Annotated in this window: 24 protein-coding genes and 2 tRNA genes; 16 read left to right on the forward strand and 10 right to left on the reverse strand. The window is 67.9% G+C overall.

The window, feature by feature from the left end; all coding sequences use genetic code 11:
* Nucleotides 1–84 precede the first annotated feature (84 nt).
* The 9 genes from dnaA to C1N74_RS00045 all read left to right on the forward strand — a co-directional run bounded on the left by dnaA (nt 85) and on the right by C1N74_RS00045 (nt 10,060).
* Complete coding sequence (gene dnaA, locus C1N74_RS00005) at nt 85–1,410, forward strand: chromosomal replication initiator protein DnaA (protein WP_233494942.1); 1,326 nt, start codon at nt 85–87, stop codon at nt 1,408–1,410.
* 393 nt (nt 1,411–1,803) lie between these two features.
* Complete coding sequence (gene dnaN / locus C1N74_RS00010; RefSeq protein ID WP_023953432.1) at nt 1,804–2,943, forward strand: DNA polymerase III subunit beta; 1,140 nt, start codon at nt 1,804–1,806, stop codon at nt 2,941–2,943.
* Nucleotides 2,944–3,001: 58 nt separating this feature from the next.
* Nucleotides 3,002–4,168, forward strand: coding sequence for a DNA replication/repair protein RecF (gene recF / locus C1N74_RS00015; RefSeq protein WP_137749706.1), 1,167 nt, complete (start codon nt 3,002–3,004; stop codon nt 4,166–4,168).
* Complete coding sequence (locus tag C1N74_RS00020; protein WP_023953430.1) at nt 4,155–4,643, forward strand: DUF721 domain-containing protein; 489 nt, start codon at nt 4,155–4,157, stop codon at nt 4,641–4,643. Before recF ends, C1N74_RS00020 begins: the two co-directional genes overlap by 14 nt.
* Before the next feature lie 123 nt (nt 4,644–4,766).
* Entirely contained in the window at nt 4,767–6,824 is a 2,058-nt protein-coding gene (gene gyrB, locus C1N74_RS00025; RefSeq protein ID WP_023953429.1) for a DNA topoisomerase (ATP-hydrolyzing) subunit B, read from the forward strand.
* Nucleotides 6,825–6,857: 33 nt separating this feature from the next.
* A complete protein-coding gene (gene gyrA / locus C1N74_RS00030) occupies nt 6,858–9,437 on the forward strand; it encodes a DNA gyrase subunit A (protein ID WP_023953428.1) in 2,580 nt (859 codons plus the stop codon).
* Nucleotides 9,434–9,838 (forward strand): DUF3566 domain-containing protein, encoded by a 405-nt coding sequence (locus tag C1N74_RS00035; protein ID WP_023953427.1) that lies wholly within the window; start codon nt 9,434–9,436, stop codon nt 9,836–9,838. The genes gyrA and C1N74_RS00035 overlap by 4 nt, the downstream gene beginning before the upstream one ends.
* A gap of 61 nt (nt 9,839–9,899) precedes the next feature.
* Nucleotides 9,900–9,973, forward strand: a tRNA-Ile gene (locus tag C1N74_RS00040).
* 14 nt (nt 9,974–9,987) lie between these two features.
* Nucleotides 9,988–10,060 (forward strand) — tRNA-Ala (locus C1N74_RS00045).
* 64 nt (nt 10,061–10,124) lie between these two features.
* Here the strand turns inward: C1N74_RS00045 and C1N74_RS00050 are convergent.
* Both C1N74_RS00050 and C1N74_RS00055 read right to left on the reverse strand, forming a co-directional pair.
* The gene (locus tag C1N74_RS00050; protein WP_258317951.1) at nt 10,125–11,237 is read right to left on the reverse strand and encodes a S1 family peptidase; all 1,113 of its coding nucleotides are present in this window, start codon (nt 11,235–11,237) and stop codon (nt 10,125–10,127) included.
* Between the two features lie 131 nt (nt 11,238–11,368).
* Nucleotides 11,369–12,004 carry a TetR/AcrR family transcriptional regulator gene (locus tag C1N74_RS00055; protein ID WP_219994747.1) on the reverse strand — a complete coding sequence of 212 codons (636 nt, stop codon included), beginning with the start codon at nt 12,002–12,004 and terminating at the stop codon, nt 11,369–11,371.
* Nucleotides 12,005–12,069: 65 nt separating this feature from the next.
* Between C1N74_RS00055 and C1N74_RS00060 the strand changes: the two genes are divergently transcribed.
* On the forward strand, nt 12,070–13,530 hold the full coding sequence (locus tag C1N74_RS00060) for an MFS transporter (RefSeq protein WP_137749707.1): 1,461 nt from the start codon (nt 12,070–12,072) through the stop codon (nt 13,528–13,530).
* On the opposite strand, the gene C1N74_RS00065 is transcribed toward C1N74_RS00060, so the two are convergent.
* Both C1N74_RS00065 and C1N74_RS00070 read right to left on the reverse strand, forming a co-directional pair.
* Nucleotides 13,508–13,993: an aminoacyl-tRNA deacylase gene (locus C1N74_RS00065; protein ID WP_064955286.1), complete on the reverse strand. Its 486-nt coding sequence runs from the start codon at nt 13,991–13,993 to the stop codon at nt 13,508–13,510. The two genes, C1N74_RS00060 and C1N74_RS00065, sit on opposite strands and share 23 nt — an antisense overlap.
* A gap of 5 nt (nt 13,994–13,998) precedes the next feature.
* Nucleotides 13,999–14,577, reverse strand: coding sequence for a hypothetical protein (locus C1N74_RS00070; RefSeq protein WP_023953420.1), 579 nt, complete (start codon nt 14,575–14,577; stop codon nt 13,999–14,001).
* A gap of 92 nt (nt 14,578–14,669) precedes the next feature.
* On the opposite strand from C1N74_RS00070, the gene C1N74_RS00075 reads away from it, so the two are divergent.
* A complete protein-coding gene (locus C1N74_RS00075) occupies nt 14,670–15,227 on the forward strand; it encodes a peptidylprolyl isomerase (protein WP_036304728.1) in 558 nt (185 codons plus the stop codon).
* An 8-nt stretch (nt 15,228–15,235) separates the two neighbouring features.
* Nucleotides 15,236–16,135, forward strand: a complete 900-nt coding sequence (locus tag C1N74_RS00080) for a rhomboid family intramembrane serine protease (protein WP_023953416.1) — start codon at nt 15,236–15,238, stop codon at nt 16,133–16,135.
* A 76-nt stretch (nt 16,136–16,211) separates the two neighbouring features.
* Here C1N74_RS00080 and C1N74_RS00085 read toward each other — a convergent pair whose 3' ends face one another.
* Nucleotides 16,212–16,451, reverse strand: coding sequence for a cell division protein CrgA (locus C1N74_RS00085; RefSeq protein WP_023953414.1), 240 nt, complete (start codon nt 16,449–16,451; stop codon nt 16,212–16,214).
* Nucleotides 16,452–16,578: 127 nt separating this feature from the next.
* Here C1N74_RS00085 and C1N74_RS00090 point away from each other — a divergent pair, with 127 nt between their 5' ends.
* The 4 genes from C1N74_RS00090 (at nt 16,579) to C1N74_RS00105 (ending at nt 18,582) form a co-directional block, all read left to right on the forward strand.
* Nucleotides 16,579–16,998: a hypothetical protein gene (locus C1N74_RS00090; protein WP_023953412.1), complete on the forward strand. Its 420-nt coding sequence runs from the start codon at nt 16,579–16,581 to the stop codon at nt 16,996–16,998.
* An 80-nt stretch (nt 16,999–17,078) separates the two neighbouring features.
* Nucleotides 17,079–17,786, forward strand: coding sequence for a class E sortase (locus tag C1N74_RS00095; protein WP_309147415.1), 708 nt, complete (start codon nt 17,079–17,081; stop codon nt 17,784–17,786).
* Nucleotides 17,786–17,944 carry a hypothetical protein gene (locus tag C1N74_RS00100; RefSeq protein WP_023953408.1) on the forward strand — a complete coding sequence of 53 codons (159 nt, stop codon included), beginning with the start codon at nt 17,786–17,788 and terminating at the stop codon, nt 17,942–17,944. Before C1N74_RS00095 ends, C1N74_RS00100 begins: the two co-directional genes overlap by 1 nt.
* Nucleotides 17,941–18,582 (forward strand): aminodeoxychorismate/anthranilate synthase component II, encoded by a 642-nt coding sequence (locus C1N74_RS00105; RefSeq protein ID WP_137749708.1) that lies wholly within the window; start codon nt 17,941–17,943, stop codon nt 18,580–18,582. The genes C1N74_RS00100 and C1N74_RS00105 overlap by 4 nt, the downstream gene beginning before the upstream one ends.
* An 18-nt stretch (nt 18,583–18,600) precedes the next feature.
* Here C1N74_RS00105 and pknB read toward each other — a convergent pair whose 3' ends face one another.
* The 5 genes from pknB to C1N74_RS00130 are packed head-to-tail and all read right to left on the reverse strand — an operon-like array spanning nt 18,601 to nt 26,271.
* The gene (gene pknB, locus C1N74_RS00110; protein ID WP_181405562.1) at nt 18,601–20,349 is read right to left on the reverse strand and encodes a Stk1 family PASTA domain-containing Ser/Thr kinase; all 1,749 of its coding nucleotides are present in this window, start codon (nt 20,347–20,349) and stop codon (nt 18,601–18,603) included.
* Between the two features lie 12 nt (nt 20,350–20,361).
* The gene (locus C1N74_RS00115) at nt 20,362–22,200 is read right to left on the reverse strand and encodes a serine/threonine-protein kinase (RefSeq protein WP_064955283.1); all 1,839 of its coding nucleotides are present in this window, start codon (nt 22,198–22,200) and stop codon (nt 20,362–20,364) included.
* On the reverse strand, nt 22,197–23,657 hold the full coding sequence (locus C1N74_RS00120) for a penicillin-binding protein 2 (protein ID WP_137749709.1): 1,461 nt from the start codon (nt 23,655–23,657) through the stop codon (nt 22,197–22,199). Before C1N74_RS00120 ends, C1N74_RS00115 begins: the two co-directional genes overlap by 4 nt.
* On the reverse strand, nt 23,654–24,979 hold the full coding sequence (locus tag C1N74_RS00125; RefSeq protein WP_137750915.1) for an FtsW/RodA/SpoVE family cell cycle protein: 1,326 nt from the start codon (nt 24,977–24,979) through the stop codon (nt 23,654–23,656). The genes C1N74_RS00120 and C1N74_RS00125 overlap by 4 nt, the downstream gene beginning before the upstream one ends.
* 56 nt (nt 24,980–25,035) lie before the next feature.
* A complete protein-coding gene (locus C1N74_RS00130; protein ID WP_088379735.1) occupies nt 25,036–26,271 on the reverse strand; it encodes a PP2C family serine/threonine-protein phosphatase in 1,236 nt (411 codons plus the stop codon).
* Nucleotides 26,272–26,277: the final 6 nt, after the last annotated feature.

Raw genomic sequence — 26,277 nt, forward strand, 5'->3', positions numbered from 1 at the left:
TTGGCTCAGCACGATCTCCCGGACGTCCCGGTGTGGAACGCGGTCCTCGACCTGCTCGCCGACGATGACCGGGTGACCCCCCAGATGCAGGGGTTCCTGAGTCTCGCCGTCGCACAGGGTGTCATGGGAGGAACGCTCTACCTCGACGTTCCGAACGACCTCACCGCCGCTCAGCTCAACAAGCGACTGCGTCAGCCCATCATGGAGGCCCTCGCGCACGTGCACGTCGAGCCGGGCGCCTCGAGCTACCGCGTCGTCGTGAATCCCGAGCTCGCCGACGCCCACCTGACGGCCCCGATCCCGGTCCAGTCCGCGGCCGCGCCCGCGCCGCTGCGGCCGGCCGGCGAAGAGTACGTCGAGGCCCCCGTCTCGACCTCCCGCCACGACACCCGGCTCAACCCGAAGTACACGTTCGACAACTTCGTCATCGGCCAGTCCAACCGCTTCGCCCACGCGGCCGCCGTCGCCGTCGCCGAGGCTCCGGCCAAGGCGTACAACCCGCTGTTCATCTACGGCGACTCGGGGCTCGGCAAGACGCACCTGCTCCACGCGATCGGCGACTACGCGCTCAACCTGTACACCGGCATCCGCGTCCGGTACGTCTCGAGCGAAGAGTTCACCAACGACTTCATCAACTCGATCGCCAACAACCGCGGATCGGCCTTCCAGGCGCGCTACCGCGAGGTCGACATCCTGCTGATCGACGACATCCAGTTCCTGCAGGGTCGCGCCGAGACCCAGGAAGCGTTCTTCCACACCTTCAACACGCTCCACGACCACGACAAGCAGGTCGTGATCACGAGCGACGTGCCCCCTCGCCACCTGACCGGCTTCGAAGACCGCATGCGCAGCCGCTTCGAGTGGGGCCTGATCACCGACGTCCAGGCCCCCGACCTCGAGACCCGTATCGCGATCCTGCGGAAGAAGGCGCAGTCCGAGCGCCTCCTCGTTCCCGACGACGTCCTGGAGTACATCGCCACGAAGGTCTCGTCGAACATCCGCGAGCTCGAGGGCGCCCTCATCCGGGTGTCGGCGTTCGCGAGCCTCAACCGCTCGAACCTCGACATCTCCCTCGCGCAGACCGTGCTGCGCGACATCGTGGATCAGGATGACGCGAACGTCATCTCTCCCACCGACATCATCAACGCGACCGCGCAGTACTTCCGCCTTTCCGTCGACGACCTCTACGGCTCGAGCCGATCGCAGGCCGTGGCGACCGCCCGGCAGATCGCGATGTACCTCTGCCGCGAGCGCACGAGCCTGTCGCTGCCGAAGATCGGTCAGCTCTTCGGCAACCGCGACCACACGACCGTGATGTACGCCTACAAGAAGATCAGCGAGCTCATGAAGGAGCGCCGCTCGATCTACAACCAGGTCTCCGAGATCACCTCGCAGCTCGGCCGTCGCTGAGCCCAGCTTGACAGGGCTCGCACGACGGCCCATCATGCGGTTCTGCACAGTGTGGAAAACCTGTGGATAACTTCGATTCGTCGTCGAAGACTTGTGAACGAATCACACATCTCCTGTGGATCGCCACTCGAGCCGCGACCGTCGGCGCTCGACGTCATCCCACGCCCATCCGCAGCCGGCTCACAAGTTACAAACGTGTGGTTCCCCTCTCTCGACTGGGATCGAGCGAGTTGTCCACAGTTTCCACAGCGGAGATGAAGAAGACAGTTACATCTAGAGATTTTGCGATTCGATCACCTCGACGGCGATGAGGCCGGTCGCAACGGTGCTTCAGGAACCGCTCGGGATGGGCACTAGCATGGGAGAGCTTTCATCCACGACAAGGGAGCGCCAGTGAAGTTCCAGGTCAATCGCGACGTCTTCAGCGAGGCTGTGTCGTTCGTCGTGAAGCTCCTCCCCCAGCGCAACCCGCAGCCGATCCTCGCGGGTGTGCTCATCGAAGCCACCGACACCGGTCTCTCGCTGTCGGCTTTCGACTACGAGGCGTCCGCACGCACGACCATCGAGGCCACGGTCGACGAACCCGGCACGATCCTCGTGCACGGCCGTCTGCTGTCGGAGATCGCCAGCCGTCTGCCGAACGCGCCGATCCAGATCGCCGTCGACGACGACGGGATCCTGCTCACATGCGGCTCGGCGCGCTTCACGCTCGCGTCGATGCCGGTGCAGGAATATCCCGCGATCCCCGAGGTCTCGGGCGAATCCGGTGTCGTGCCCGCCGAGGACTTCGCCACGGCGATCTCGCAGGTCGCCTTCGCGGCATCGCGCGACGACGTGACTCCCGTTCTGACCGGTGTCCAGCTCGAGGTGACCGGAACGCAGCTCAGCCTCGTCGCCACCGACCGCTACCGCGTCGCGCTCCGCGACATCCCGTTCGACAGCGGGATCGTCGCCGACGAGAACACGACCACGGCTCTCGTCCCGGCGCGCACCCTGACCGAGGTGGGCAAGACGTTCGCCCACTCGGGTGACATCACCGTCTCGTTCTCGGGATCGGGAGACCGCGAGATCATCGCCTTCACGGCCGGCAACAAGACGGTCACGTCGCTGCTGATCAAGGGCAACTTCCCGCCGGTTCGGCGCCTGTTCCCCGAGGCGACCGATCACCACGCGGTCGTCAACACGGGTGAGCTCATCGAAGCCGTGCGCCGCGTGGCCCTGGTGCTCGATCGCTCCGCTCCGCTGCGTTTCACGTTCGGTGCCGACGGGGTCTCGATGGACGCATCCGGTACCGAGCAGGCGCGCGCGACCGAATCGGTCGACGCGACGCTGACCGGCGAGGAGGTCGTGATCGGCCTCAACCCGCAGTACCTGCTCGAGGCGCTCGCGGCGGTCAAGAGCGAGTTCACGCGTGTCACGTTCACGTCGAGCGAGAACGCGAACAAGCTCAGCCCGATCCTCATCACGCCCCAGACGTCGGGCGGCGTCGAGTCGTTCAAGTACCTCCTGCAGCCCAACCTGCTCCTGCGCTGATCGTCCGGGGCAGGGCCCACCGCGGTGGGCTGTCGGAGACGCGAACTAGGGTGATCTGATGATCGTGGAGCAGTTGAGCCTGGTGGACTTCCGCAACTACGCGACCGCCGAGCTCTCTCTCGCTCCCGGGGCGAACGTGTTCGTCGGCCGTAACGGCCAGGGCAAGACCAACCTCGCCGAGGCGATCGGGTATTTCGCGACGCTCGGTTCGCACCGGGTCTCGCAGGACGCGCCGATGGTGCGCGACGGCGCGGATGCCGCCTTCGTCCGGGCCCGGCTCGCCCACGGACAGCGTCGGGTGCAGCTCGAAGCGCAGCTCAATCGCGCCGGGTCGAACAAGGCCCGCGTCAACGGATCACCGGTGCGCACCGCTGAGCTCCCCCGATACGCACAGGTCGTGCTCTTCGCGCCCGAAGACCTGCAGATCGTCCGAGGCGATCCCTCGGCTCGTCGTCGCTTCGCCGATCAGCTCCTCATCCAGCGCGCACCGCGTCTGGCGGGTGTGCTCGCCGACTACGACCGGGTCCTGAAACAGCGCAACGCACTGCTGAAGTCGGCCCGCGCGCGCGGCATCCGGGGCGACGGCCTTTCGACGCTCGAGGTGTGGGACGACAAGCTCGTCACCCTCGGCACCGACGTCATCCGCGCCCGCCTGCGGCTGGCGGCCGAACTCACCGGCCCCGTCGCTCGCGCCTACGCCGCCATCGCCGGTGCCGATCACCGCCCCCAGCTGCAGTGGGCACTGTCGGTGGGCGGCGCCGACCCGGAAGAGGACGACTCCCCCGCCGAATCCGGTGTCGCCGACGCCGCGGCGATCGAGCAGCTCTTCCGTGCCGCCCTCGCCGATCGTCGCAGCACCGAGCTCGAGCGCGGCATCACGCTCGTCGGCCCGCATCGCGACGATCTGATCCTGCGCATCCGCGATCTGCCGGTGAAGGGCTACGCGTCGCACGGCGAATCGTGGTCGGTCGCGCTGTCGCTGCGGCTCGCATCGGCCGAGCTGCTGCGAGCCGAGTCCACGCTGGGTGATCCGATCGTCATCCTCGACGACGTCTTCGCCGAGCTCGACGCCGATCGTCGATCGCGGCTGGCGGGCATCGTGGCCGACTACGAGCAGGTCATCGTCACGGCGGCGGTCGCCGAAGACGTTCCCCTCGGTCTGCGGGCCCGCACCGTCCGGGTCGAGGCGGGCACGCTGCATGAGGATTCCGATGCTGCCGTCTGACGAGGCTCCCGAGACCATCTCCACCTATCTCCGCCTCCGCGGGCTCGAACCGTCGGGGCGGTGGAAGAAACGCCGGCGGCAGCGGACCGACGACGACGAGAACCAGCCCTTCACCTCCGGGCGCGATCCGAAGGGGCTCGGTGACGTGATCGCCGACCTCACTCGTCAGGCCGGATGGGACGCGCAGCTCTCGCGCGAAGACCTCGTGCTGCGGTGGGCGGAGGTCGCCGGCGAGGAGACCGCGCGGCACGCCTCCCCGGTTGCGCTCTCCGACGGCGTTCTGACCGTGCAGTGCGACTCGACGGCGTGGGCGAAGAACCTCCACCTCATGCGTACCGTCATCACGACGCAACTCGTGAAAGCGTTCCCACAGTCGGGCGTGCAGTCGGTGCGTTTCGTAGGCCCGGACGTCCCCTCCTGGAAATGGGGCCCCAGAGCCGTTCCAGGCCGTGGCCCTCGCGATACCTACGGTTGAGCCACGTCCCCAGTCGTCGAATCCGACTTTCGTTCGCCATACGGGCGCTGAGCGCCGCGTGGGAGCGCCTGAAAGGGTAGACTGGACGGGACTGACCGAACCGATGTGGAGCGCTCGAAACCTATGACGTCTCAGAATCCCGACAGCGTTCCCGAAGACCCCGAAACCCCCGACGCGGCCGAGGCGACCTCGGCCAAGGTCCCGAACGAGTACGGCGCTGACGCGATCCAGGTGCTCGAGGGCCTCGAGGCGGTCCGGAAGCGTCCGGGAATGTACATCGGATCCACCGGTGAGCGTGGCCTGCACCACCTCGTCTACGAGATCGTCGACAACGCCGTCGATGAGGCGCTGGCCGGCTACTGCGACACGATCCACGTGACGATCCTCGAAGACGGTGGTCTTCGCGTCGTCGACAACGGCCGCGGCATCCCGGTCGATCCGCACGCCTCCGACCCGACGAAGTCGACCGTCGAGGTCGTGCTGACCGTGCTGCACGCCGGTGGAAAGTTCGGCGGCGGCGGGTACGCCGTCTCCGGTGGGCTCCACGGCGTCGGATCGTCGGTCGTCAACGCGCTTTCGACGCGCTTCGAGGTCGAGATCAAGCGTCAGGGCTCGGTGTGGCGTCAGACCTTCGCCGACGGCGGCAAGCCGCAGGCTCCCCTCGCCAAGGGCGAGGACAGCGAAGAGACCGGAACGACGGTCACCTTCTGGCCCGACGGCGACATCTTCGAGACGATCGCCTTCGACTACGACACGCTTCGCACGCGCTTCCAGCAGACGGCGTTCCTGAACAAGGGGCTGCGCATCACGCTGACCGACGAGCGCCCCGAGGCGGCCGTCGTCGTCGACCTCGAGGAAGGCGGATCCGAGTCGCAGCAGCGTCACGACGACTTCCACTACGAGCGGGGCCTCGTCGACTACGTCGAGTACCTCAACAAGCTGCGCAAGAGCGAGGTCGTCAACGACGAGATCATCGAGATCGAGTCCGAAGACACGGTGCGTCACATCTCGCTCGAGCTCGCGATGCAGTGGACCACGAGCTACACCGAGAACGTGTTCACGTTTGCGAACACGATCAACACCCACGAGGGCGGCACGCACGAAGAGGGTTTCCGGGCCGCGCTGACCACGCGCGTCAACGCCTACGCCCGCGAGAAGGGCCTGCTCAAGGAGAAGGACGACAACCTCACGGGTGACGACATCCGCGAGGGTCTGACCGCCGTCATCTCCGTCAAGCTCTCCGAGCCGCAGTTCGAGGGCCAGACCAAGACGAAGCTCGGCAACACCGAGGCGAAGGCATTCGTCCAGAAGATCGTCGGCGACCAGCTCACCGACTGGCTCGACCGGAACCCCGCTCAGGCCAAGCGCGTCATCATGAAGGCCGTGGATGCCGCGACCGCGCGCCTCGCGGCTCGCAAGGCGCGTGAGACCGCCCGCCGCAAGAGCGTCTTCGAGTCGGCGTCGATGCCCGACAAGCTCAAGGACTGCACGAGCAAGGACCCGTCGATCTCCGAGATCTTCCTCGTCGAGGGCGACTCGGCCGGCGGTTCGGCCGTGCGCGGCCGCGATCCCGAGACCCAGGCGATCCTCTCGCTCCGCGGCAAGGTGCTCAACGTCGAGAAGGCGCGGCTCGACCGCGCCCTCGGCAACAACGAGATCCAGGCGATCATCTCGGCGTTCGGCACCGGCATCGGCGAGGACTTCGCCGTCGAGAAGGCGCGCTATCACAAGATCGTGCTGATGGCCGATGCCGACGTCGACGGGCAGCACATCACGACGCTGCTCCTGACGCTCCTGTTCCGTTACATGCGCGGGCTCATCGAAGCGGGCTACGTCTACCTCGCGATGCCGCCGCTGTACCGGCTCAAGTGGACCAACGCCGATCACGAGTACGTGTTCAGCGACAAGGAGCGCGACGCGCTCCTGGCCGACGGGCTCGCCAACGGCAAGCGCATCCCGAAGGAGTCGGGCATCCAGCGCTACAAGGGTCTCGGCGAGATGAACCCGAAGGAGCTGTGGGAGACCACGATGGACCACAGCACGCGCACCCTGCGCCAGGTGACGATCGACGACGCGGCTGCCGCCGACGAGATCTTCTCGGTGCTCATGGGCGAGGACGTCGAGTCCCGCCGCACCTTCATCCAGCGCAACGCCAAGGACGTCCGCTTCCTCGACATCTGATCGAGCCGAGCGACATCGAGAAACTGAGAACGTATGTCTGACGAAGAACGTCCCGACCTCACTCCTGCCCACAACCACGGCAACATCGACCAGGTCGACCTCCAGGTCGAGATGCAGCGGAGCTACCTCGACTACGCGATGAGCGTCATCGTGGGACGAGCGCTCCCCCGCGTCGAGGACGGCCTCAAGCCCGTGCACCGACGTGTCATCTACGGCATGTACGACGGCGGATACCGCCCCGACAAGAGCTACTCGAAGTGCGCCCGCGTCGTCGGCGAGGTCATGGGTCAGTACCACCCGCACGGCGACAGCGCGATCTACGACGCGCTCGTCCGCCTCGTGCAGCCGTGGTCGCTGCGCTACCCGCTTGCAGACGGGCAGGGCAACTTCGGGTCGCCGGGCAACCAGGGCGCCGCGGCCCCCCGGTACACCGAGACCAAGATGGCGGCTCTCGCCATGGAGATGGTCCGCGACATCGACGAGGACACCGTCGACTTCGAGGACAACTACGACGGCAAGACGCAGGAGCCTGTCGTCCTGCCCTCGCGCTTCCCGAACCTGCTCGTCAACGGTTCGGTCGGTATCGCCGTCGGCATGGCCACGAACATCCCGCCCCACAACCTGCGCGAGGTCGCCGAGGGCGCGCTGTGGTCGCTCGAGAACCCGGACGCGTCGCGTGAGGAGCTCCTCGAAGCGCTGATGTCGCGGATCCACGGTCCCGACTTCCCCACCGGGGCACAGATCCTCGGCACGAAGGGGATCCGCGAGGCGTACCGGACCGGTCGAGGCTCGATCACGATGCGCGCCGTCATCGAGGTCGAAGAGATCCAGGGTCGCACGTGCCTCGTGATCACCGAGCTGCCGTACCAGGTGAACCCCGACAACGTCGCGCTGAAGATCCGCGACCTCGCGCGTGACGGGAAGATCACCGGCATCGCCGACATCCGCGACGAGACCAGCGACCGCACGGGCCAGCGTCTCGTGGTCGTGCTCAAGCGCGACGCCGTCGCGAAGGTCGTGCTCAACAACCTGTACAAGCACACGCAGCTGCAGGAGAACTTCGGCGCCAACATGCTGGCGATCGTCGACGGCGTGCCCCGCACCCTCCCGCTCGACGGCTTCATCTCGCACTGGATCACCCACCAGATCGAGGTCATCGTCCGTCGCACGCGCTACCGCCTCAACGAGGCCGAGAAGCGCATGCACATCCTGCGCGGATATCTCAAGGCGCTCGACGCACTCGACGAGGTCATCGCGCTCATCCGCCGCTCCCCCACGGTCGAGGAGGCGCGAGAGGGACTGAAGACCCTTCTCGACATCGACGACCTGCAGGCCGACGCGATCCTGTCGATGCAGCTGCGCCGCCTCGCCGCGCTCGAGCGTCAGAAGATCATCGACGAGGCGACCGAGCTCGAGCTGAAGATCGCCGACCTCAACGACATCCTCGCCACCCCCGCACGCCAGCGCTCGATCATCGGCGAGGAGCTGACCGCGATCGTCGACAAGTACGGCGACGAGCGGCGCACGCACATCCTCCACGGGTTCGACGGCGACATGTCGATGGAAGACCTCATCCCCGAAGAGGAGATGGTGGTCACGGTGACACGTGACGGCTACATCAAGCGCACGCGGAGCGACAACTACCGTTCGCAGCACCGCGGCGGCAAGGGCGTGAAGGGTGCCCAGCTGCGCGCGGATGACGTCGTCGAGCACTTCTTCGTCACGACGACGCACCACTGGCTGCTGTTCTTCACGACGAAGGGCCGCGTCTATCGCACCAAGGCGTACGAGCTTCCCGAGGCCGGTCGCGATGCGAAGGGCCAGCATGTCGCGAATCTCCTCGCCCTCCAGCCCGGTGAGGAGATCGCGCAGATCCTCGACATCCGCGACTACGCCGCTGCGCAGTACCTGGTGCTCGCGACCCGTGACGGCAAGGTCAAGAAGACCGCGCTGACCGAGTACGACACCAACCGCCAGGGCGGTGTCATCGCGATCCGCCTGCGCGGTCAGGACGACGAGACCGGCGGCGACGAGCTCGTCAGCGCTCTGCTCGTCGACGAAGGCGACGACATCCTGCTCATCACACGCAAGGGGATGTCGCTGCGCTTCGCGGCCACTGACGACGCGCTGCGTCCGATGGGCCGATCGACCGAGGGTGTGAAGGGCATCTCGTTCCGCGAGGACGACAGCCTGCTGTCGGCATCGGTCGTGCGCGACGAGGGCTACGTGTTCGTCGTCACCGACGGTGGCTATGCCAAGCGCACCTCGGTCGACCAGTACCGCACCCAGAGCCGAGGCGGCCTGGGCATCAAGGTGGCCAAGCTGAACGACGATCGAGGCGTGCTGGCGGGCGGTCTCATCGTGTCGGAGACCGACGAGGTCCTCGTGGTTCTTGCCAGCGGCAAGGTGGTACGCTCCTCCGTGGCCGAGGTCCCGGCCAAGGGTCGCGACACCATGGGCGTCGTCTTCGCCCGGTTCGGTGACGACGACCGCATCCTCGCCATCGCCCGGAACGGCGAGCGTGGACTGACCGAAGACGCGGCATCCGAGGATGCCACCGCCCCGGATGCACCCCCGTCCGCGGATACCGAAGAGAGTGGTTCTGACGCATGAGCACGGTCGCCGACAAACTCGCCAAGAAATCCACGAGCAAGACCAGCGCCAAGCAGGTCCGCCTGCGCCTCGTCTACGTCGATTTCTGGTCTGCCGTGAAGCTGTCGTTCCTGGCGGCCGTGGCCCTGGCGATCGTCACGGTCGTCGCGACCTTCCTCGTCTTCATGGTGCTCAGCACCACCGGTCTCATCGACCGGGTGGACGAGCTCTTCGTGGCGTTCTCGAACGGCGACTTCTCGATCAAGCAGTTCCTGAACCTGCCGCAGGTCATGGCGTTCGCGGCGGTCGTGGCCATCCTCAACCTCATCGTCATCACCGTGCTCGGCGCTGTCGTCGCGGGCATCTACAACGTGATGGTCAAGGTCACCGGCGGCCTGCTCGTCGGCTTCACCTCCAATTAGTAGATTCCCGGATCATCGGGTAAAGTCTTGGAGGTTGCCGGCGCGTGAAGCGCGTCGGTACGGGGCTATAGCTCAGGCGGTTAGAGCGCTTCACTGATAATGAAGAGGTCCCAGGTTCAAGTCCTGGTAGCCCCACCCCGAACCCCCTCGGGGCCTTAGCTCAGCTGGTAGAGCGCCTGCTTTGCAAGCAGGATGTCAGGAGTTCGAATCTCCTAGGCTCCACAGATAAGACGCCGGGTATCCGTTCCAACGGATACCCGGCGTCACTGTTTCGCCGGCGCGTACGTCAGCGCGTGAGCAGCCTCAGACCGTACGCCCGCAGGATCTCGTTCACCGGCTGGAAGTACGTCGTGCCGCCGGTGCTGCAGTTGCCCGATCCACCGGAGGTGACGCCCTGCGCCTGGTTCCCGGCGAGCAGCGAACCGCCGGAGTCTCCGCGCTCGGCGCAGACCGACGTGCGGATGAGGCCCGAGACGGTGCCCTCCGCGTAGCGGACGCTGCTGTTGTAGGCCTGCACCTGACCGCAGTGCCAGCCGGTCGTGGATCCGGAGCGGCATACGGTCGCGCCGACGGCTGCGGGCGTCGATCCGGCGACGGCGACGGCGCCGCCCGCGTAGTCGGAGACGGTCGCGACGGGGGTGTGCGAAGGCGTCGCGACCCAGGCGTAGTCATCGCCCGGGAAGCTCGAGCCGCGGAAAGTGCCGTAGTTCGTCGACGCCCCCGCCCGGCCGCAGTGGCCGGCGGTCACGAACCCGCCCTCGACGGCGAAGCCGACCGAGCAGCGCGAGGTGCCGTTGATCGTGTAGGCGATCCCGCCCTGGATGGTCGCGAACGTCTCGGGCGCCTCGGCCGTGGTCTCCACGCGCACCGCGTCCGCGGGGGCTCCGATCTGCGACGCGACCTCGGATGCCGCCGCATCCCCGAGAGTCTCGACGACCACCTGATTGGTGGTCACGTCGATCCACCACGACGTCACGTCGCCGACGGGTCCGCCTTCTGACAGGCGGGCGGAGATCGCTTCGAGATCGTCGATCGAGTATGTGACCTCGACGGGGACGGCGCCCGCATTCTCGGCTGCCTGCCGCGCGTCAGCGGTCGTCACCGCCGTATAGACGGTGCGGGTCGACTCGTCGAGCCACGAGCCCGCATACGCGGCCCCCGTCTCATCGGCGAGCATTGCGGTCGTTGCGTTCGCGGTGTCCTGAAACGCGAGGACGTCGAGGGCGCCGGCGGTGTCCGTGCCGAGTTCTTCTGCCATCGCGGAGAGCAGGCCAGGATCGACGCCGCCAGAACCATCGTCGGGCCCGGGTGTCTGAGCCGACGCCGGAGCCGTCATGATGCTCGTGAATGCCAGGCTCAGGGCAGCGATGCCCAGAGCCGAACGGGTCGTTGATTTCACGGGATGTCCTTCCATCGGGGGGAATGAATGGTGGGTACCCACTGGCATCAAAGCATCCTGAGAGCGTTTTGCGAAGGGCCTGCTCGGAAACTTGGACGGAATGTAACAACCCGCGCAACAATCGCGGAAAGTCAGGAGTGCGCGTGGTTCTCCGCGCCCGTGCTGATGGCGATCCCGTCCATGACGACGGCGACCACCTCTTCGGCCAGCGTCGGCGTCACCGGCAGGTGCCCGAACAGCATCCGGTAGTAGACGGGCGCGGCGAGCGTGTCGAGGATCAGCGGGATGTCGACATCGGGGCGGATGTCGCCGCGCTCGATGCCTCGCCGCAGCGCCGCTTCGCTGGAGGCGCGGCGGGGATGGAACAGCCGGTCGAAGAACTGCGTCTCGAGCTCCGGGTCGTGCGCGAGGTCCGCTACGAGCGCCGGAAGGACCGAGCGACCCATCTCCTCGTCGAAGGACGGGCTGAGAGAGCCGATTCCCTCGATGAGGTCGCACCGGGTGCATCCCGTGTCGGGTGTGGGTGCCGCGCCCAGCCGGTCCAAGAGCGCGCTGACGATGAGGTGCTGTCGCGATCGCCACCGGCGGCGAAGCGCCGGGGTGTTCGTTCCCGCCCGCGCGGCGACGTCTTCGAGCGTCAGGCCGCTGTAACCGCGCTCGGCGAGAACCTCGAGCGTCGCACGCCGGATCGCCTCGTCGATGCGCGGATCTCGAGGCCGGCCGCGGCTGGGGCGGGCGCCGCGAGCATCGGAAGTGGAGGAAGCCACGGTCACACGATAGTCGTTTATATTGTGTTCTAACATCAAACATAAATCGGTCCAGGGGTTCAGAGATGCCGGAACATCGGGGAAGCGCGTCGTCGCCGTCGTCCACTGCGCGGAGCGGGGTCTTCGATGCCCGCCACCGCGGGCTCACCGCGGGCATCCTGCTCTCCGTGGGGATGGTCGCTTTCGAGTCGCTCGGTGTCGCGACCGTGCTGCCCCTGATCGCCCGCGACCTCGACGGGCTCGGCGCCTACGGGTGGGGGCTGTCGGCGCTGATGCTCGCGAACATCGTGGGAACCGTGACCGCGGGCTACATGGCCGATCGGCGGGGAGCGGCGCGTCCGCTGGCGCTCGGCATGCTGGTCTTCCTCGCGGGGTGCATGATCGCCGGTGTCTCGGGCTCGTGGTCGCTCTTCCTGCTCGGGCGGGTGGTCCAGGGAATCGGCGTCGGGGCGGTGATGGCTGCGAGCTACACCGCGATCGGGCGCGCATATCCGGAGTCGCTCCGAGCGCAGATGTTCGCGTTGCTGTCGTCGGCGTGGACCATTCCCTCACTCGTCGGGCCGCTCCTGGCGGGGATAGCCGCCGACCTCGTGGGCTGGCGGTGGGTGTTCGTCTCGATGGTGCCGTTGATCATCGCGGCCATGGCGCTCACGCTCCCGCGACTGCGCCGGGTGGCGGACGCCGGCCCGGCTCACGCGCAGAAGACGACCGCCCGTGGAGCGCAGTGGTGGCGTGGGCCCCTCGCCAGCTCGCTCCTGCTCACCCTCGGAACGGCGCTGCTGCTCCAGGCTCTGCTGCTCGCAGACCTCGTGCTGATGGCGGTCGGTGCGATCCTGGGGCTCGGCGTCGCGCTCGTCGCGTTCCGCCGGGTGACGCCGGAGGGAACGCTGTCCGCCCGCGCCGGTCTCGGAGCCGGCGTGATCGTTCGCCTGCTCCTCAGTGGCGCCTACTTCGGCAGCGAGGCGTTCCTCCCGCTCGCGTTCCAGGAACTGCGCGGGCAGACTCCGGCAGCGGCGGGCCTGGCGCTCTCAGCGGGCGCCCTGACCTGGGTGGCCGGTTCGCTGCTCCAGGCCCGGTGGGACCGTCGCCATCACGGTCGCCGTTCGCGCGCGGTTGTCGGGGGAGCGGCCGTTCTCCTCATCGGCACAGTCGCTATCGCCGTCACCGCTCTGGTGGAGGCGGTCCCCGGGTGGTGCGCGATCGGTGGCTGGGCCATCGGGGGACTGGGCATGGGCATCGCCTTCAATGCGTCGACCACGGACACGATGGAACAGGCCCCCGACGGACAGCAGGGCCAGGTCAGCAGTGCGCTGCAACTGGCTCAGACGCTCGCCACCGCCGTCATCGCGGGCGTGGGCGGAGCGATCGTCGCGTCAGCGGCCGGCGCGGCCGAGAGCCTTCCTGCAGCGATCGCGACCGTCTTCGCCGTGACCGCCTCACTCGCGGCGCTCGCACTCGCACTGTCGGGGCGACTGCGACCTGCGGCGGGGCGATCCGACACAGTCAGAGCGAACGCTGCTCGGTGATGTCGGCGACAGTCGCGCCGTAGGCGGCGATGAGAGCATCGGCGTCGACGAACAGGCTGTACCCGTGCGCGCCGGCACCCATCGCGATGCGTCGGCCCGCGATGGACGAATCGGCGAAGACCGGCCAGTCGTGAGTGCTGCCGATGGGCACGATCGTGCCGCGTTCGTAACCGGTGGCCGCCAGGGCGAGCTCAGGCTCGGGCAGGCGCAGCTTGTTGACTCCCACGAGCGCCCGGAGCTTCGGCCATGAGATCACCCGGTCGCCCGGGACGAGCGCGAACAAGTAGGTGTCGTCGCTGCGCTTGACCACGAGAGTCTTCACGATGTCGTCGGGCTCGAGTCCGAGGAGCGCTGCGGCCTCATCGAGGCTGGAAGCGTCCGGACGCGGTCGCACGACGACATCGAGCCCACGCTCGGCCGCAGCGAGGCGGACCCGAGACGTGGGCTCGAGATCGTCGGTCATCCGATTCAGGCGTCGGGAGCGCGCAGCGGGTCGTCGGCAACCCACAGCTCGTCGTCGGCGCGGAGCGTCTGCCATGCGGCGTAGAGCACGCCGGCGGCGGCAGCGACACCGAGGACCAGGGCGATGACGCCACCGGCGCCACGCTTCTTCTTCGGCTCGGGCAGTGCGGCACGCGACTGGAACTTCTTCGTCGCCTTCTTGCCGTACTTGGCGGCCTTCTTCTTGACCGACGTCAGGTCGAGGTCGACGCCGCGGCCGTGGGCGAGGCGCTCACGCGTGTCGTTCGCGGCATCCCACACCGAGAGGGCGCCGCCCACGACGGCACCAGCGGCGGGGATGAGGGCGCCGTTGTACACCTTGCGGGTGGCGCGGACGCTCTTGTCGACGTACGGCGCCGCGTACTGCTCGTAGGTGTTCTGAACGGCGGGCTTGACGTGCTCGCGGTTGTAGTTGCCCAGCTGGTGGCCGGCGTCGCGTGCGACTTTGGCGGCCTCTCCCATCAGGACCTGCTGCGACTCCCACAGGGTGTTTGCCTGCTTCTGGAGCTTGCGGAGTTGCTTCTTGCGCTTGCGGCTGAGGCTCACGTGGGCCCTCCCTGCATCGTGGGACGTTTTCCCTCATCTTGCCAGAGAGCGCTCCAGCCAGCAGGGCATTGACAGGTGCGAGAATGGCACACATGCCTCAGCACACCGCAGTAGCGACGATCCACACCAACCACGGCGACATCGTCGTCAACCTTTTCGGCGACCAGGCCCCCCGTACGGTGAAGAACTTCATCGGCCTCGCCGACGGTTCGCAGGAGTGGACCGACCCCGCCACGGGCAAGCCCGGCGAGGGCGCGCTCTACACCGACGTCATCTTCCACCGCATCATCCCGAACTTCATGATCCAGGGCGGCGACCCGCTCGGCCAGGGCATCGGCGGCCCCGGCTACAACTTCGACGATGAGATCAGCCCCGAGCTGGACTTCCAGAAGCCCTACATCCTCGCCATGGCCAACGCCGGACTGCGCCGCAACGCGATCACCGGCAAGGCCGAGGGCACGAACGGCTCGCAGTTCTTCATCACCACCGACCCGACCCCCTGGCTGCAGGGCAAGCACACCATCTTCGGCGAGGTCGCGGACGACGCGTCGCGTCAGGTCGTCGACACGATCGCCTCGGTGAAGACCGGCGCGCAGGACCGTCCGGTCGACCCGGTGGTCATCTCGTCGATCGACGTCGTCACGGTCTGAGGCGGTACGTGAGCGCGTCCGAGCTGCGGAGCAACCCCGACAACTTCTGTTACCGGCATCCCGATCGACAGAGCTTCGTGCTCTGCCAGCGGTGCCTGCGCACCATCTGCGCGGAATGCCAGACGCAGATGCCCGTCGGTGTGATCTGCCCCGAATGTCTGCGTGATCAGCAGAAGAGCTCGGGCGCGCCGCGTCCCCGCCGTGCACCGCGCATCCTGCGTGCGGTGCGCTCCGACGATTCCCGGCCGTTGGTCACGTACGGGATCATCGGCGTGACGTTCTTCGCCTTCGTCGTGGGACTCATTCCCGGCGCGGGCGCGGCGGTGCAGTCGCTTCTGGCGCTGTACCCGCCGCTGCTCTACCCGCAGTTCAGCGGGACCTTCCAGCCATGGCGGCTGTTCACGGTGCTGTTCGTGCACAGCGGCTTCTGGCACGTCGGGCTCAACATGCTCGCGCTGTGGATGCTGGGGCGCAGCCTCGAACCGATGCTCGGACGCAGTCGTTTCCTGTGGCTCTACGTGCTCAGTGGCCTCGGGGGATCCGTCGCGGTCGTCCTGTTCGGCTTCACGTCCGCGGTCGTCGGAGCATCGGGCGCGATCTTCGGACTCTTCGGCGCCTTGCTCGTGATCGGCCGTCACATCGGCGCGAACATCACAGGCATCGCCGTCGTCCTCGGGATCAACCTCGTCATCACGTTCCTGCCCCTGCTCACGAGCGGGCTCGGCGGCGGGGGCGGCGTCCAGATCTCGTGGCAGGCGCATGTGGGCGGACTGGCTGCGGGCGCTCTAGTCGGACTGATCTACGCGCGCACACGGACGATCCGGCGCCGGAAGCTCCAGATCTGGTTGCTCGGCGCCACCGCGGCGGCCTTGGTCGCCCTGCTCGCCGTGCCGCTCGCGCTGTACTGACGAAAGTTATCCACAGGTCTATCCCCAGGTGGGGATGGAATCACACCGGTGTGATTCACCCGATGTGGAGAACTGGTCAGCGCCACCGCGTGGTCATGAGGAAGCCCACGAAGGCGATTCCGAAACCGATCACCAGGTTCCAGCCGCCGATGCCGGGAACGGGGAGGGTGGAGTTGCTCAGGTAGAAGACGAGCACCCACACGAGTCCGATGAGCATCAGTCCCAGCATGATCGGCTTGAACCAGACCGGGTTAGGTGCGTCATCTGCGGGGCGTCGCTCCACGGTCGGGTCGTCGTGGTCGCTCGAAGATGCCATGGGAGAATCCTAGCCGTCGGACCTCGAAGCGCCCGGGCTCACCCGTCAGGACTCCCACAGGCCCGCCGTGAGAAAGTAGGGGAGTGCTCCGCCTCGGTGACGGCATGCCGAATCGAGAGGGGCCGATATGCCCGCATGGTGGGAACAGATCGTCCACGCAGTAACCGGTCGCGTCAGCCGGCACGATGACCTGCCGGATCTTCGGCGACTGCCGTCGCGGGCGGTGAGACTGGAACGTACCCACTATCTGGTCAACGACCGTGAGCGACAGAGCCGTCATCCGCGTGCCTATGTCCTGCGTACCGAGGTGGACGCATCTCGGGGCAGCGGCAACGTCGCCGCCTTCTCGAACGGCCGTGGCGTCGGATACCTGCCGCAGTCGATCGCGGCCGAAATGCATCCGCTGCTCGATGACCTCGGAGGAGCCGCCGTCGTGAACGGCGCAGGTGCCAGAACCGGCAGCATCCGGCTCTGGATCGACGTGCCGACGCCCGGTTCGGTCCGTGGGCTCGTCGCCACAGTGAGATCTTCCAGGGCCGAGGGATAAACTCTGCGACTGTGCAGAGCACCCGTACGCCGACCCGACGCTCACGTCGGTCGCAGGTGCGTCCGCGGCGACGCGCGAGTGTGATCAGCGTGTTCGGCGAGCTCCTCCTCACCGCGGGTGTCGTGATGCTGCTCTTCGTGAGCTGGCAGATGTGGTTCGGCGACATGATCATCGGATCGCAGAAGCAAGCCGAGGCCGCCGCGCTGGCGCAGCAGTGGCAGACGCAGGCGCAAGAGGCTCCGACGCCCACCGGAGAATCCGGGCCGGCAGACCCTGCGGCGATTCCCGTGCTGGCCGAGCCCGAACCGGGCGCCGAGTTCGGCATCATGTATGTCCCGCGCTTCGGTTCCGACTGGCAGTTCACGATCGCCAACGGTACGGGCAAGAAGGCGATCCTCGACCAGGGGCGCATCGGTCACTACGAGGGATCGGCGATGCCGGGCGCCGACGGCAACATGGCGGTCGCCGCGCACCGCTGGACTTCCGGTGCGCCCTTCGACCCGGTCGACCGGCTCGTCGTCGGCGACGCGATCGTCATTCAGACCCAGGACGGGTGGTACACCTACCGCTTCCGGAACGTCGAGTACGTGCAGGACACCGCCATCGAGGTGCTCAACCCGGTTCCGCAGCAGGTGGATGTCAGCGCCAACGGCAAGTACCTCACCCTCACGAGCTGCGCGCCGAAGCTCAACATGCTCGAGCGCATCATCTCGTATGCGGTCTTCGAAGAGTTCACCCCGACCTCGGCGGGACCGCCGGCGTCGCTGACAGAGGGAGTCTCCGCCTGATGTACGGAGCGCTGTGGCGAGTTCTCCCCGGGCCGTGGTGGCTCCGGGTGGTCTTCCTGCTCATCCTCGCGGCCGCGGCCGTCTACGCACTCTTCTTCTGGGTGTTCCCCGCCGTCGCGCCGTTCTTCGCCCCCGGCGAGGAGTCGACGGTAGGGTGACCGCCGTCCTCGTGATCGACAATCACGACAGCTTCATCCACACCCTCGTCGGCTATCTGCGTGAACTCGGCGCCGAGACCGAGATGGTGGAGTCGGATGCCGTCCTCGACCCCTCACGCGTCCTGACAGGCTACGACGGCGTCCTCGTCTCGCCCGGGCCCGGGACTCCCGAGGACGCGGGTGCATCGATCGCCGTCGTACGGGCGGCCGCGGCATCCGCGGTTCCCCTGCTCGGGGTGTGTCTCGGTCATCAGGCGATCGCCGTCGCCTTCGGTGCCACCGTGGGCGAGGCGCCGGAGCTCATGCACGGGATGACCTCGGACGTGCGGCACGACGGGTCGTTCCTCTTCGACGGACTGCCCGACACCTTCACGGCGGGCAGGTACCACTCCCTCGCCGTCGACCCAGCGACGCTGCCGGCCGAGCTGCGGGTGACCGCGCTGGCCCCGGGCGGCACCGTCATGGCGATCGCCCACCGAGGCGCACCCATCGTCGGCGTCCAGTTCCACCCCGAGTCCGTGCTGACTCAGGGCGGATACCGGATGCTGGGAAACTGGCTGGGCTCGCTCGGGCTGATCACCGCGCGGGAGCGTGGCGCCCGGCTGCATCCGCATCGACGGGATGTCGGCGCTGCCTGATCGGACGAGGCGCTGCTCTCAGCTGCCGGTGCAGACCCGGAGGGTGACCGTCGATCCGATCGGCACCTCGCCCGGTGCAAGCGACTGCGACGAGACCGTGCGTCCGCCGGCATCCGCGGCACAGCCCGGATCCTCGACCACCTCGGGGATCAGCTGACGCGACTCCTGCTGGAGCTCGCGCTCGGCTGCCTCGACGGTGTACCCGGTGAGGTCGACCAGGGTCACGGTGCCGCTCGCGACCACGAGGTTCACCGACGATCCCATCGCGAGCGCTGAGCCCTCGGGAGCGGAGGCCTCGATGACCGTGCCGGCGGGCAGGGTCGGATCGTTGCGGGATCGCACGGTTCCCAGTTGCAGTCCGGCGCGCTGCAGCGCCTCGGTCGCTTCCGTGCGTGAGAGGTTCTGCAGCGTCGGGACGGTGGCCATCTCCTGGCCGGTCGAGACGTAGACGGTGACGCGCTGTCCGGGGGACAGGGTGATACCCGCGGCCGGTTCGGTGCCGATGACGTCGCCTGCCGGCACCGCGTCGTCGCTGCGGTCGGAGCGGACGGGATCGAGCTCCGCCTCTTCGATCAGGTTCTCCGCGAGGTCCCAGGACTTCCCGGAGACCTCGGGGACGGTGCGCGAGGTGCTGGGAACGGTCGTCCCGGTGTCGCGGAAGGCGAGCACCCAGATGAGCACCGCGATCAGCAGCGCCGCCAGTACTGCAACGCCGGCCCAGATCCAGCTCACGGGCGGGCCGGACTGCGTACGGCGCATGGTGTTGTCGGTGCTGAGCTGACGCAGCGACCGCGCCGTCTCGGCCGCGTGACGCGGATCCGGTCCGTACAGCTCGCTCGCAAGAGCGCCCATCTGACGCCTCGTCGGCTGCTTGCCGCCGACCGCCTGGTCGAGCGCGGCCCGGAACTCCGTGGCGTCCTGGAATCGCTGGAACGGACTCTTCGCGAGGGCACGCAGCACGACCGCATCGAGCGCCCGCGGTACCTCGTCGACGATCTCCGACGGCGGCAGCGGCGCCTCGCTGACGTGCTGGTAGGCGACCGCCACCGGCGTCTCGCCACGGAAGGGCGCGCGGCCGGTGAGCAGCTCGTAGAGCACGACACCCGTCGAGTAGAGGTCGGCGCGCGCGTCGACGGGCTCGCCCTTGGCCTGCTCGGGGGAGAAGTAGGCGGCCGTGCCGATGATCGCGGTCGTCTCGGCAACCGTGGACGACGAGTCCGAAACTGCACGGGCGATGCCGAAGTCCATCACCTTGACGTTCCCGGCGTCGGTGATCATGACGTTCCCGGGCTTGATGTCGCGGTGCACGACCCCGGCGCGGTGCGAGTACTCGAGGGCCTCGAGGATGCCGTCGACGTAGCGCACGGCGTCCTCCTCGGAGAGCGGTCCGGCTTCGACCATGTCCTTGAGCAGGCGGCCCGTCACGAGCTCCATGACGATGTACGGCACGGAGTGCTCGCTGCCGTCGGGGTCGATCTCGGTATCCTCCCCGGCGTCGAACACGCGCACGATCGACGGGTGGGCCATCCGCGATGCCGCCTGGGCCTCCAGACGGAACCGCATGCGGAAACCGGGGTCGTCCGCCAGCTCGCGCTTGAGCACCTTGATGGCCACGTCGCGCCCGAGGGTCACGTCGTATCCCCGATACACGCTCGCCATTCCGCCGCGCCCGATGGGCTCGTCGATGCGGTAGCGCCCTGACAGCACACGTTGCTCTGCCGACACGTCACTCCCTGCGTTCGACTCGTACTCGGATGTGGGACTCATGGTCGAACCGGGTCAGTCGTCGTTTCCGCCGTTGCCGTTTCCGCCACCGTTGTTGCCGCCGTTGCCGTTCTGGCTGGGGGTCGGAGAAGGCGCCGTTTGAATCGTGGCGGCCGCCTCGGGGGAGGCGGGCGACGTGCGGTCGCCGCTCTCACCCGCACAGGTCACGGTGTAGGTGACGGAGAGCGCGCCGGAGTCTCCGACCGTGACCGGCGCGGGACGCTGGTTCAGGCTGAAGCTCGAGGTGGTCTGGCCGTTGCCGAACGTGCCGCCCGAGACCGTGAAGCGGTACTCCGAAGGCGTGAGACCTGCCGGGCAGGAGTAGCTCGACCACATCACCTGCACGGTGGAGCCGGCGGTGACGCTGGTGGCGGTCTGACCGTTGGACTGGATCGTCGGAGCGGAGGGTGCGCCGAGCGGGCTCTGCTCCGCGTAAGAGGTCAGGGTCACCGAATCGGTGGCCTTGACGTTGCCGAGCGGGACGACGTCGTAGACCTGTCCGACCTGGTCCTCGCTCGGAGCGGGGTTCCCGGGTGCGCAGGTGACGTTCTCGAGGCCCGCGCGAGCGGCGACCGCGAGGGCGTCCTCGCACGAACGCCCCGTCAGCCCCAGCCCGTCGACGTTGATCGTCGTTGCCGCGCTCGGACTCGCCGGGGTCGACGGCGTGTTGGCCGGGGTCGAGGGCGCCGACTCGGTCGGCGTCGTGGGAGCGGGCTCGGGGTCGCCGTTGCCGGACAGCAGGGCGAACAGGGTGCCGCCGAGCACGATGACGAGCAGGGCGATGAGAGCGACGAGGGGCCACGTCCACCGGCTGCGCTTGCGCTTGGGGGTCTCGGTCAGGTTGTCGTCCACGGCGGCCGCTTCGGACGCGGCGCCCGCCGCACCCGCGGCCGCGAGCCCGGCACCGGCCGCGGCGGCCCCGGCCGGGAGCAGCAGCGTCGCGGTGTCGCCTCCCTCGGCGGGGAGCAGCTGCGTCACGTCGCTCGTGCCGGCACCGGCCACGATCGCCGGGACAGCGGCGTGGGCGGCGGCCAGATCGCCGCGGCGGAGAGCGGATGCCGCGCGCGCGACGGCCGACGCGGAGGCCGGACGGTCGTCGGGCTTCTTGGCGATCATCGCGAGGATGAGCCTCTGCACCGGGTCGGAGACGGTGGCGGGAAGCGGCGGGGGCTGCTCGTTGATCTGCGCCATGGCGATCGCGACCTGCGACTCGCCCGTGAACGGGCGCTTGCCCGCGACGGACTCGTACGCGACGATGCCGAGCGAGTAGATGTCGGTCGCCGGGGACGCCGGGTGCCCCGAGGCCTGCTCGGGGGAGAGGTACTGCACCGTGCCCATGACCTGACCGGTCGCAGTCAGCGGCACCTGGTCGGCGATGCGCGCGATGCCGAAGTCGGTGATCTTCACGCGACCGTCGGGCGTGATGAGCAGGTTGCCCGGCTTGATGTCGCGGTGCACGAGGCCCGCCGCGTGAGCGGCCTGCAGGGCCGACGCGGTCTGGGCGACGATGTCGAGCGTCTTGTCCGACGACAGCGAGCCTTCACGCTCGAGGATCGTGGACAGTGCCTCACCGGGAACGAGCTCCATCACGAGGAACGCGCTGCCGTTCTCCTCGCCGTAGTCGAAGACGCTCGCGATGCCCTCGTGGTTCACGAGTGCGGCGTGGCGGGCCTCGGCGCGGAAGCGCTCGAGGAACCCGGGGTCGCCCATGTACTCGTCTTTGAGGATCTTGATCGCGACGGTGCGGCCGATGACGTGGTCAGTGGCTTCCCACACCTCGCCCATACCGCCGATCGCGATCCGCGAATCCAGTTCGTAACGCCCGCCGAAGCTCACGCCTTGCATGGGTCTCATCTGTTCAGCACCGCCTCGATAACCTTCTTCGCAATGGGGGCTGCGATCCCGCTGCTCGTCCCGGCCTGCCCCTGGCCGCCCCCGTTCTCGACCATCACTGTGACGGCCACCTGGGGGTTGTCCGCCGGCGCGAAGCCGGTGAACCACAACGTGTACGGATCGCCTGGACCGTGCTCCGCAGTGCCCGTTTTTCCGGCGACATCGACGCCGTCTATTCTTGCACCGCTCGCCGCACCGTCACGGACATTGGCGACCATGAGCGTGCGCATCTGCTCAGCGACATCCGTGCTGAGAGCGCGTTGGAACTCGCTCGGCTCGAACTTCTCCTGCACGGTCAGATCGGGTGCGACGACGGAGTCGAGCAACTGCGGCTTCATCACCATCCCGCCGTTCGCGATGCCTGCCGAGACCTGGTTGATCTGCAGCGGTGTCGCGGTGACGTCGCCCTGCCCGAAGCCGGAGAGCGCCGTGCGGGCGTCGTTCAGTCCGCGGGGGTACTCGGATGCGGCGGCCGGGAGCGGGATCTCCATCTCGCTGTTGAAGCCGAACTTCTCGGCCTCTTCGCGGATGGCGTCGTCTCCGAGCTCGACGGCGAGCTCGGCCATCGGGATGTTGCAGCTGAGTCGGAGCGCGGTCGCGAGGGTGACCGTGTCGCCGGGGCCGCACGTGCCGAGGTCGAAGTTGTGGAGCGTGTTGCTCGTACCGGGGATCGTCCAGGTCGCAGGGTTCGGGAACGTCGACTCGGGCGTGTACTTTCCCGACGACAGCGCGGCGGAGGTCACGACGAGCTTGAACGTCGACCCAGGCGGGTTGAGGTCGCCGCCGATGGCGCGATTGAACAGCGGCTTCAGCGGGTCCGCCGCGAGCTCGTCGTAAGCGGCGTTGACGCCGGCCGAGTCGTGCGATGCCAGCAGGTTGGTGTCGAAGCTCGGGCTCGTGACCATCGCGAGGATGCGTCCGGTGGACGGGTCGCTCGCGATGACGGCGCCTTCGTACCCCTGCAGGGCGTCGAACGCGGCCTGCTGGATCTGGGGGTCGATCGTGAGCAGCACGTTCGACCCGCGCGCGGGTGCACCCGAGATGATCTGCTCGAGGCGGGCGAGGAACTGCGTGTCATCGGTGCCCGAGAGCGACTGGTTCATGATCTGCTCGATCCCTGATGCAGGTGAGCCGAGCACGGGGTTGATCCAGCCCGTGATCGGCGCCCACATGGCGGCATCCGTGTACTGGCGCTGCCATGAGTAGATATCGCCGCTCGGCACGGATGCCGCCACGACCGAGCCGCCCGCGATGATCGACCCGCGCTGCACCTCGAAAGAGTCGTACAGCGTTCGCCGGTTGCCCGGGTTCTCGTTCAGCGCCTGGGCCTGGATCACCTGGATCCAGCTGGTCGAGATGAACAGCGCGAGGAACATCGCCAGCATCACGAAGCTGAGTCGCCGCAGTTCCTTGGTCATCCGATCACCACCCGGGGTCGAGAGCGAACCGCATCCGAGATGCGGAGGAGGAGGGCCACGATGATCCAGTTCGCCACGAGCGACGATCCGCCGGCAGCCAGGAACGGCGTCGTCAGCCCCGTGAGCGGGATGACGCGAGTGACGCCGCCGACCATGATGAAGACCTGCAGCGCGATCGTGAACGACAGGCCGGTCGCGAGGAGCTTGCCGAAGTCGTCCTGACCGGCCAGGCCGATGCGGACGCCGCGGCTCGTGAAGACCATGTAGAGGCACAGCAGGGCGAAGAGGCCGATGAGGCCCAGCTCCTCACCGAGGCTGGGGAAGATGTAGTCGCTCTGCGAGAGTGGCGTCATCCACGGGCGGCCCTGGCCGAGTCCCGTGCCGATGAAGCCGCCCTTCGCGAGACCGTAGAGGCCGTTCACGAGCTGGAAGCTACCGCCGGCCGCGTCGATGTTCGCCGGGTCGAACGGGTTCAGCCAGTTCTGGAATCGCCCCTCGACGTAGGGGAGCACCTGCGAGGCGATCGCACCGCCGGCCACCACGAGGCTCAGGCCGATCATCACCCAGCTCGTCTTGCCGGTCGCGACGTAGAGCATCGCGATGAACATGCCGAAGATCAGGGTTCCGGTACCGAGGTCGCGCTGGAGCACGATGATCCCGAGCGAGATCACCCAGATGACCAGCACCGGGCCGAGCTCGCGAGCGCGCGGCCACGTGATACCGAGGAAACGGGTGCCGACCGATGTGAGCGATTCGCGCGTGCGCACGAGGTAACCCGCGAAGAAGATCGCCAGGGCGATCTTCGCCAGCTCTCCCGGCTGGAACGAGACGATTCCGCCGATGGACACCCAGACGTCGGCGCCGGCCTCGACACCCAGGCCGGGGATGAACGGCAGGAGCAGCAGGGCGATGCCGGCGAACCCGAAGACGTAGGTGTACCGGAACAGCACGCGGTAGTTGCGCAGGGCGATGACCACGATGAGAGCGGCCACCAGGGCGATCGCGCACCAGACGATCTGGCGCACGGCAAGCATGTCCCAGCCCGCGGAGGTGCCCTCGAGGTCGATCCGGTAGATCATGGCGATGCCGATGCCCGACAGCAGCGTCGCGATTGGAACGACGAAGGGATCGGCGTCGCGTGCGCGCAGGCGCAGCACCACGTGGATCGCCAGCGCGACCGCGTCGAGCACGGCGCAGTAGATCAGGAACGAGGAGTCGATCGCGTCGTTCTTGCCGAGCTGCACGAGGGCGAGCGCGGCGGCGTTGATGACGAACGCGAAGAGCAGCAAGCCGAGCTCGCGGTTGCGCTGCGTCTGCGGCATCCGCAGTTTGCGCAGCGCCTTGATGACCGAGGTGTCGGCCGAGACGGCGGTGCCGGTCACGATGATCCTCCGTCCACGCGCAGGTTCTCGACGATGGCTCGTGCATCCGCGAGGGAGTCGGCCGTGATCGTCTGCTTGACCAGGTCCAACTGGTACGGAGCCAGGTCGGCGAGGGCGATCCCGGTGTCCTCTTCGGGCGAGGAGAGCGAGATCGGTCCGATGCTCGGCGGGATGCCGCGGTAGATCACGACCGTGTCCTCGTCGACGCCCACGAAGAAGCGGGTCTGCGTCCAGCTGTAGGCGCCGAACAGCACGACGCCGATCGCCGCGAGGATGACGATGAAGCCCGCGAACCAGGTGAGCCGGCGCCGGCGTGCGCGGCGGCGGTCCTCCTCGATCAGTTCCTCGAGGAACTCGGCGGCCGGTTCGAAGTGCGTGGGCTCGTTCGCGGCCTGCCGGGCAGGATGCAGCCAGCTGCTGCGCTGCGGACGCGCTGCGGGCACCTCGATGCCGAGCGGGTGCGACGCCGAGCCGACGACGGTCGGCGGTCCGCTGAAGAGGGGGTGCTGACCTCCGACGTCGACGATGACGATCGTGACGTTATCGGGCGCTCCGCCGTCGAGGGCCTGCTTGAGGAGGCTGTCGGCGGTGCGACCGGGGGCCCAGCCCTGCCCGAGCGCCTTCGCGGTGTGCGCGTCGTCGACGACGCCCGACAGTCCGTCGGAGCACAGCAGCCACCGGTCGCCGGGCTGCGTGGGCATGATGAACGTGTCGATCTCGGGATCGGGATCCATGTCGCCCAGCACGCGCATGAGCACCGAACGGCGCGGGTGATACCGGGCCTCCTCCGGGGTGATGCGACCCGAGTCGACCAGGCGCTGCACGAAGGTGTGGTCCGTTGTGATCTGGGTGAGCGTCCCGTCGCGGAAGAGGTAGAGGCGCGAATCGCCGATGTGGGCGATCACGGCGTATTCGTCGACCATGACGAGCGCGCTGACGGTGGTTCCCATGCCGGCGAGCTCGGGGCGCACCTTGACGGTGCTGATCAGCTCCGCGGCCGTGTCGGCCAGCGCCTCGCGCAGCGCGGCCTCTGCCTCGGTCGTCGACGAGAAGGCGTGGTCGAGACTCTCGAGCCGTCGGACCGCCAGGCTCGACGCGACGTCACCGCCCGCGTGCCCGCCCATGCCGTCGGCGACGACGAACAGGTTCGAGCCGCAGAAGCCCGAGTCCTGGTTGTTCGAGCGCACCTTCCCGGTATGCGAGATGGCGGCGCTGGAGCCCTGGAAAACCATGCGTGC

Origin of the sequence: Microbacterium sp. SGAir0570, from assembly GCF_005491085.2 — a bacterium.
Lineage (GTDB): Bacteria > Actinomycetota > Actinomycetes > Actinomycetales > Microbacteriaceae > Microbacterium > Microbacterium arborescens.

Bases quoted from the DNA above. Each gene is read 5' to 3' on its own strand.
- dnaA (WP_233494942.1), top strand. From the start codon at position 85: ATGCAGGGGTTCCTGAGTCTCGCCGTCGCACAGGGTGTCATGGGAGGA.
- recF (WP_137749706.1), top strand. From the start codon at position 3,002: ATGATCGTGGAGCAGTTGAGCCTGGTGGACTTCCGCAACTACGCGACC.
- C1N74_RS00020 (WP_023953430.1), top strand. From the start codon at position 4,155: ATGCTGCCGTCTGACGAGGCTCCCGAGACCATCTCCACCTATCTCCGC.
- gyrB (WP_023953429.1), top strand. From the start codon at position 4,767: ATGACGTCTCAGAATCCCGACAGCGTTCCCGAAGACCCCGAAACCCCC.
- gyrA (WP_023953428.1), top strand. From the start codon at position 6,858: ATGTCTGACGAAGAACGTCCCGACCTCACTCCTGCCCACAACCACGGC.
- C1N74_RS00035 (WP_023953427.1), top strand. From the start codon at position 9,434: ATGAGCACGGTCGCCGACAAACTCGCCAAGAAATCCACGAGCAAGACC.
- C1N74_RS00060 (WP_137749707.1), top strand. From the start codon at position 12,070: ATGCCGGAACATCGGGGAAGCGCGTCGTCGCCGTCGTCCACTGCGCGG.
- C1N74_RS00065 (WP_064955286.1), bottom strand. From the start codon at position 13,993: ATGACCGACGATCTCGAGCCCACGTCTCGGGTCCGCCTCGCTGCGGCC.
- C1N74_RS00075 (WP_036304728.1), top strand. From the start codon at position 14,670: ATGCCTCAGCACACCGCAGTAGCGACGATCCACACCAACCACGGCGAC.
- C1N74_RS00085 (WP_023953414.1), bottom strand. From the start codon at position 16,451: ATGGCATCTTCGAGCGACCACGACGACCCGACCGTGGAGCGACGCCCC.
- C1N74_RS00090 (WP_023953412.1), top strand. From the start codon at position 16,579: ATGCCCGCATGGTGGGAACAGATCGTCCACGCAGTAACCGGTCGCGTC.
- C1N74_RS00100 (WP_023953408.1), top strand. From the start codon at position 17,786: ATGTACGGAGCGCTGTGGCGAGTTCTCCCCGGGCCGTGGTGGCTCCGG.
- pknB (WP_181405562.1), bottom strand. From the start codon at position 20,349: ATGAGTCCCACATCCGAGTACGAGTCGAACGCAGGGAGTGACGTGTCG.
- C1N74_RS00115 (WP_064955283.1), bottom strand. From the start codon at position 22,200: ATGAGACCCATGCAAGGCGTGAGCTTCGGCGGGCGTTACGAACTGGAT.
- C1N74_RS00120 (WP_137749709.1), bottom strand. From the start codon at position 23,657: ATGACCAAGGAACTGCGGCGACTCAGCTTCGTGATGCTGGCGATGTTC.
- C1N74_RS00125 (WP_137750915.1), bottom strand. From the start codon at position 24,979: ATGCCGCAGACGCAGCGCAACCGCGAGCTCGGCTTGCTGCTCTTCGCG.
- C1N74_RS00130 (WP_088379735.1), bottom strand. From the start codon at position 26,271: ATGGTTTTCCAGGGCTCCAGCGCCGCCATCTCGCATACCGGGAAGGTG.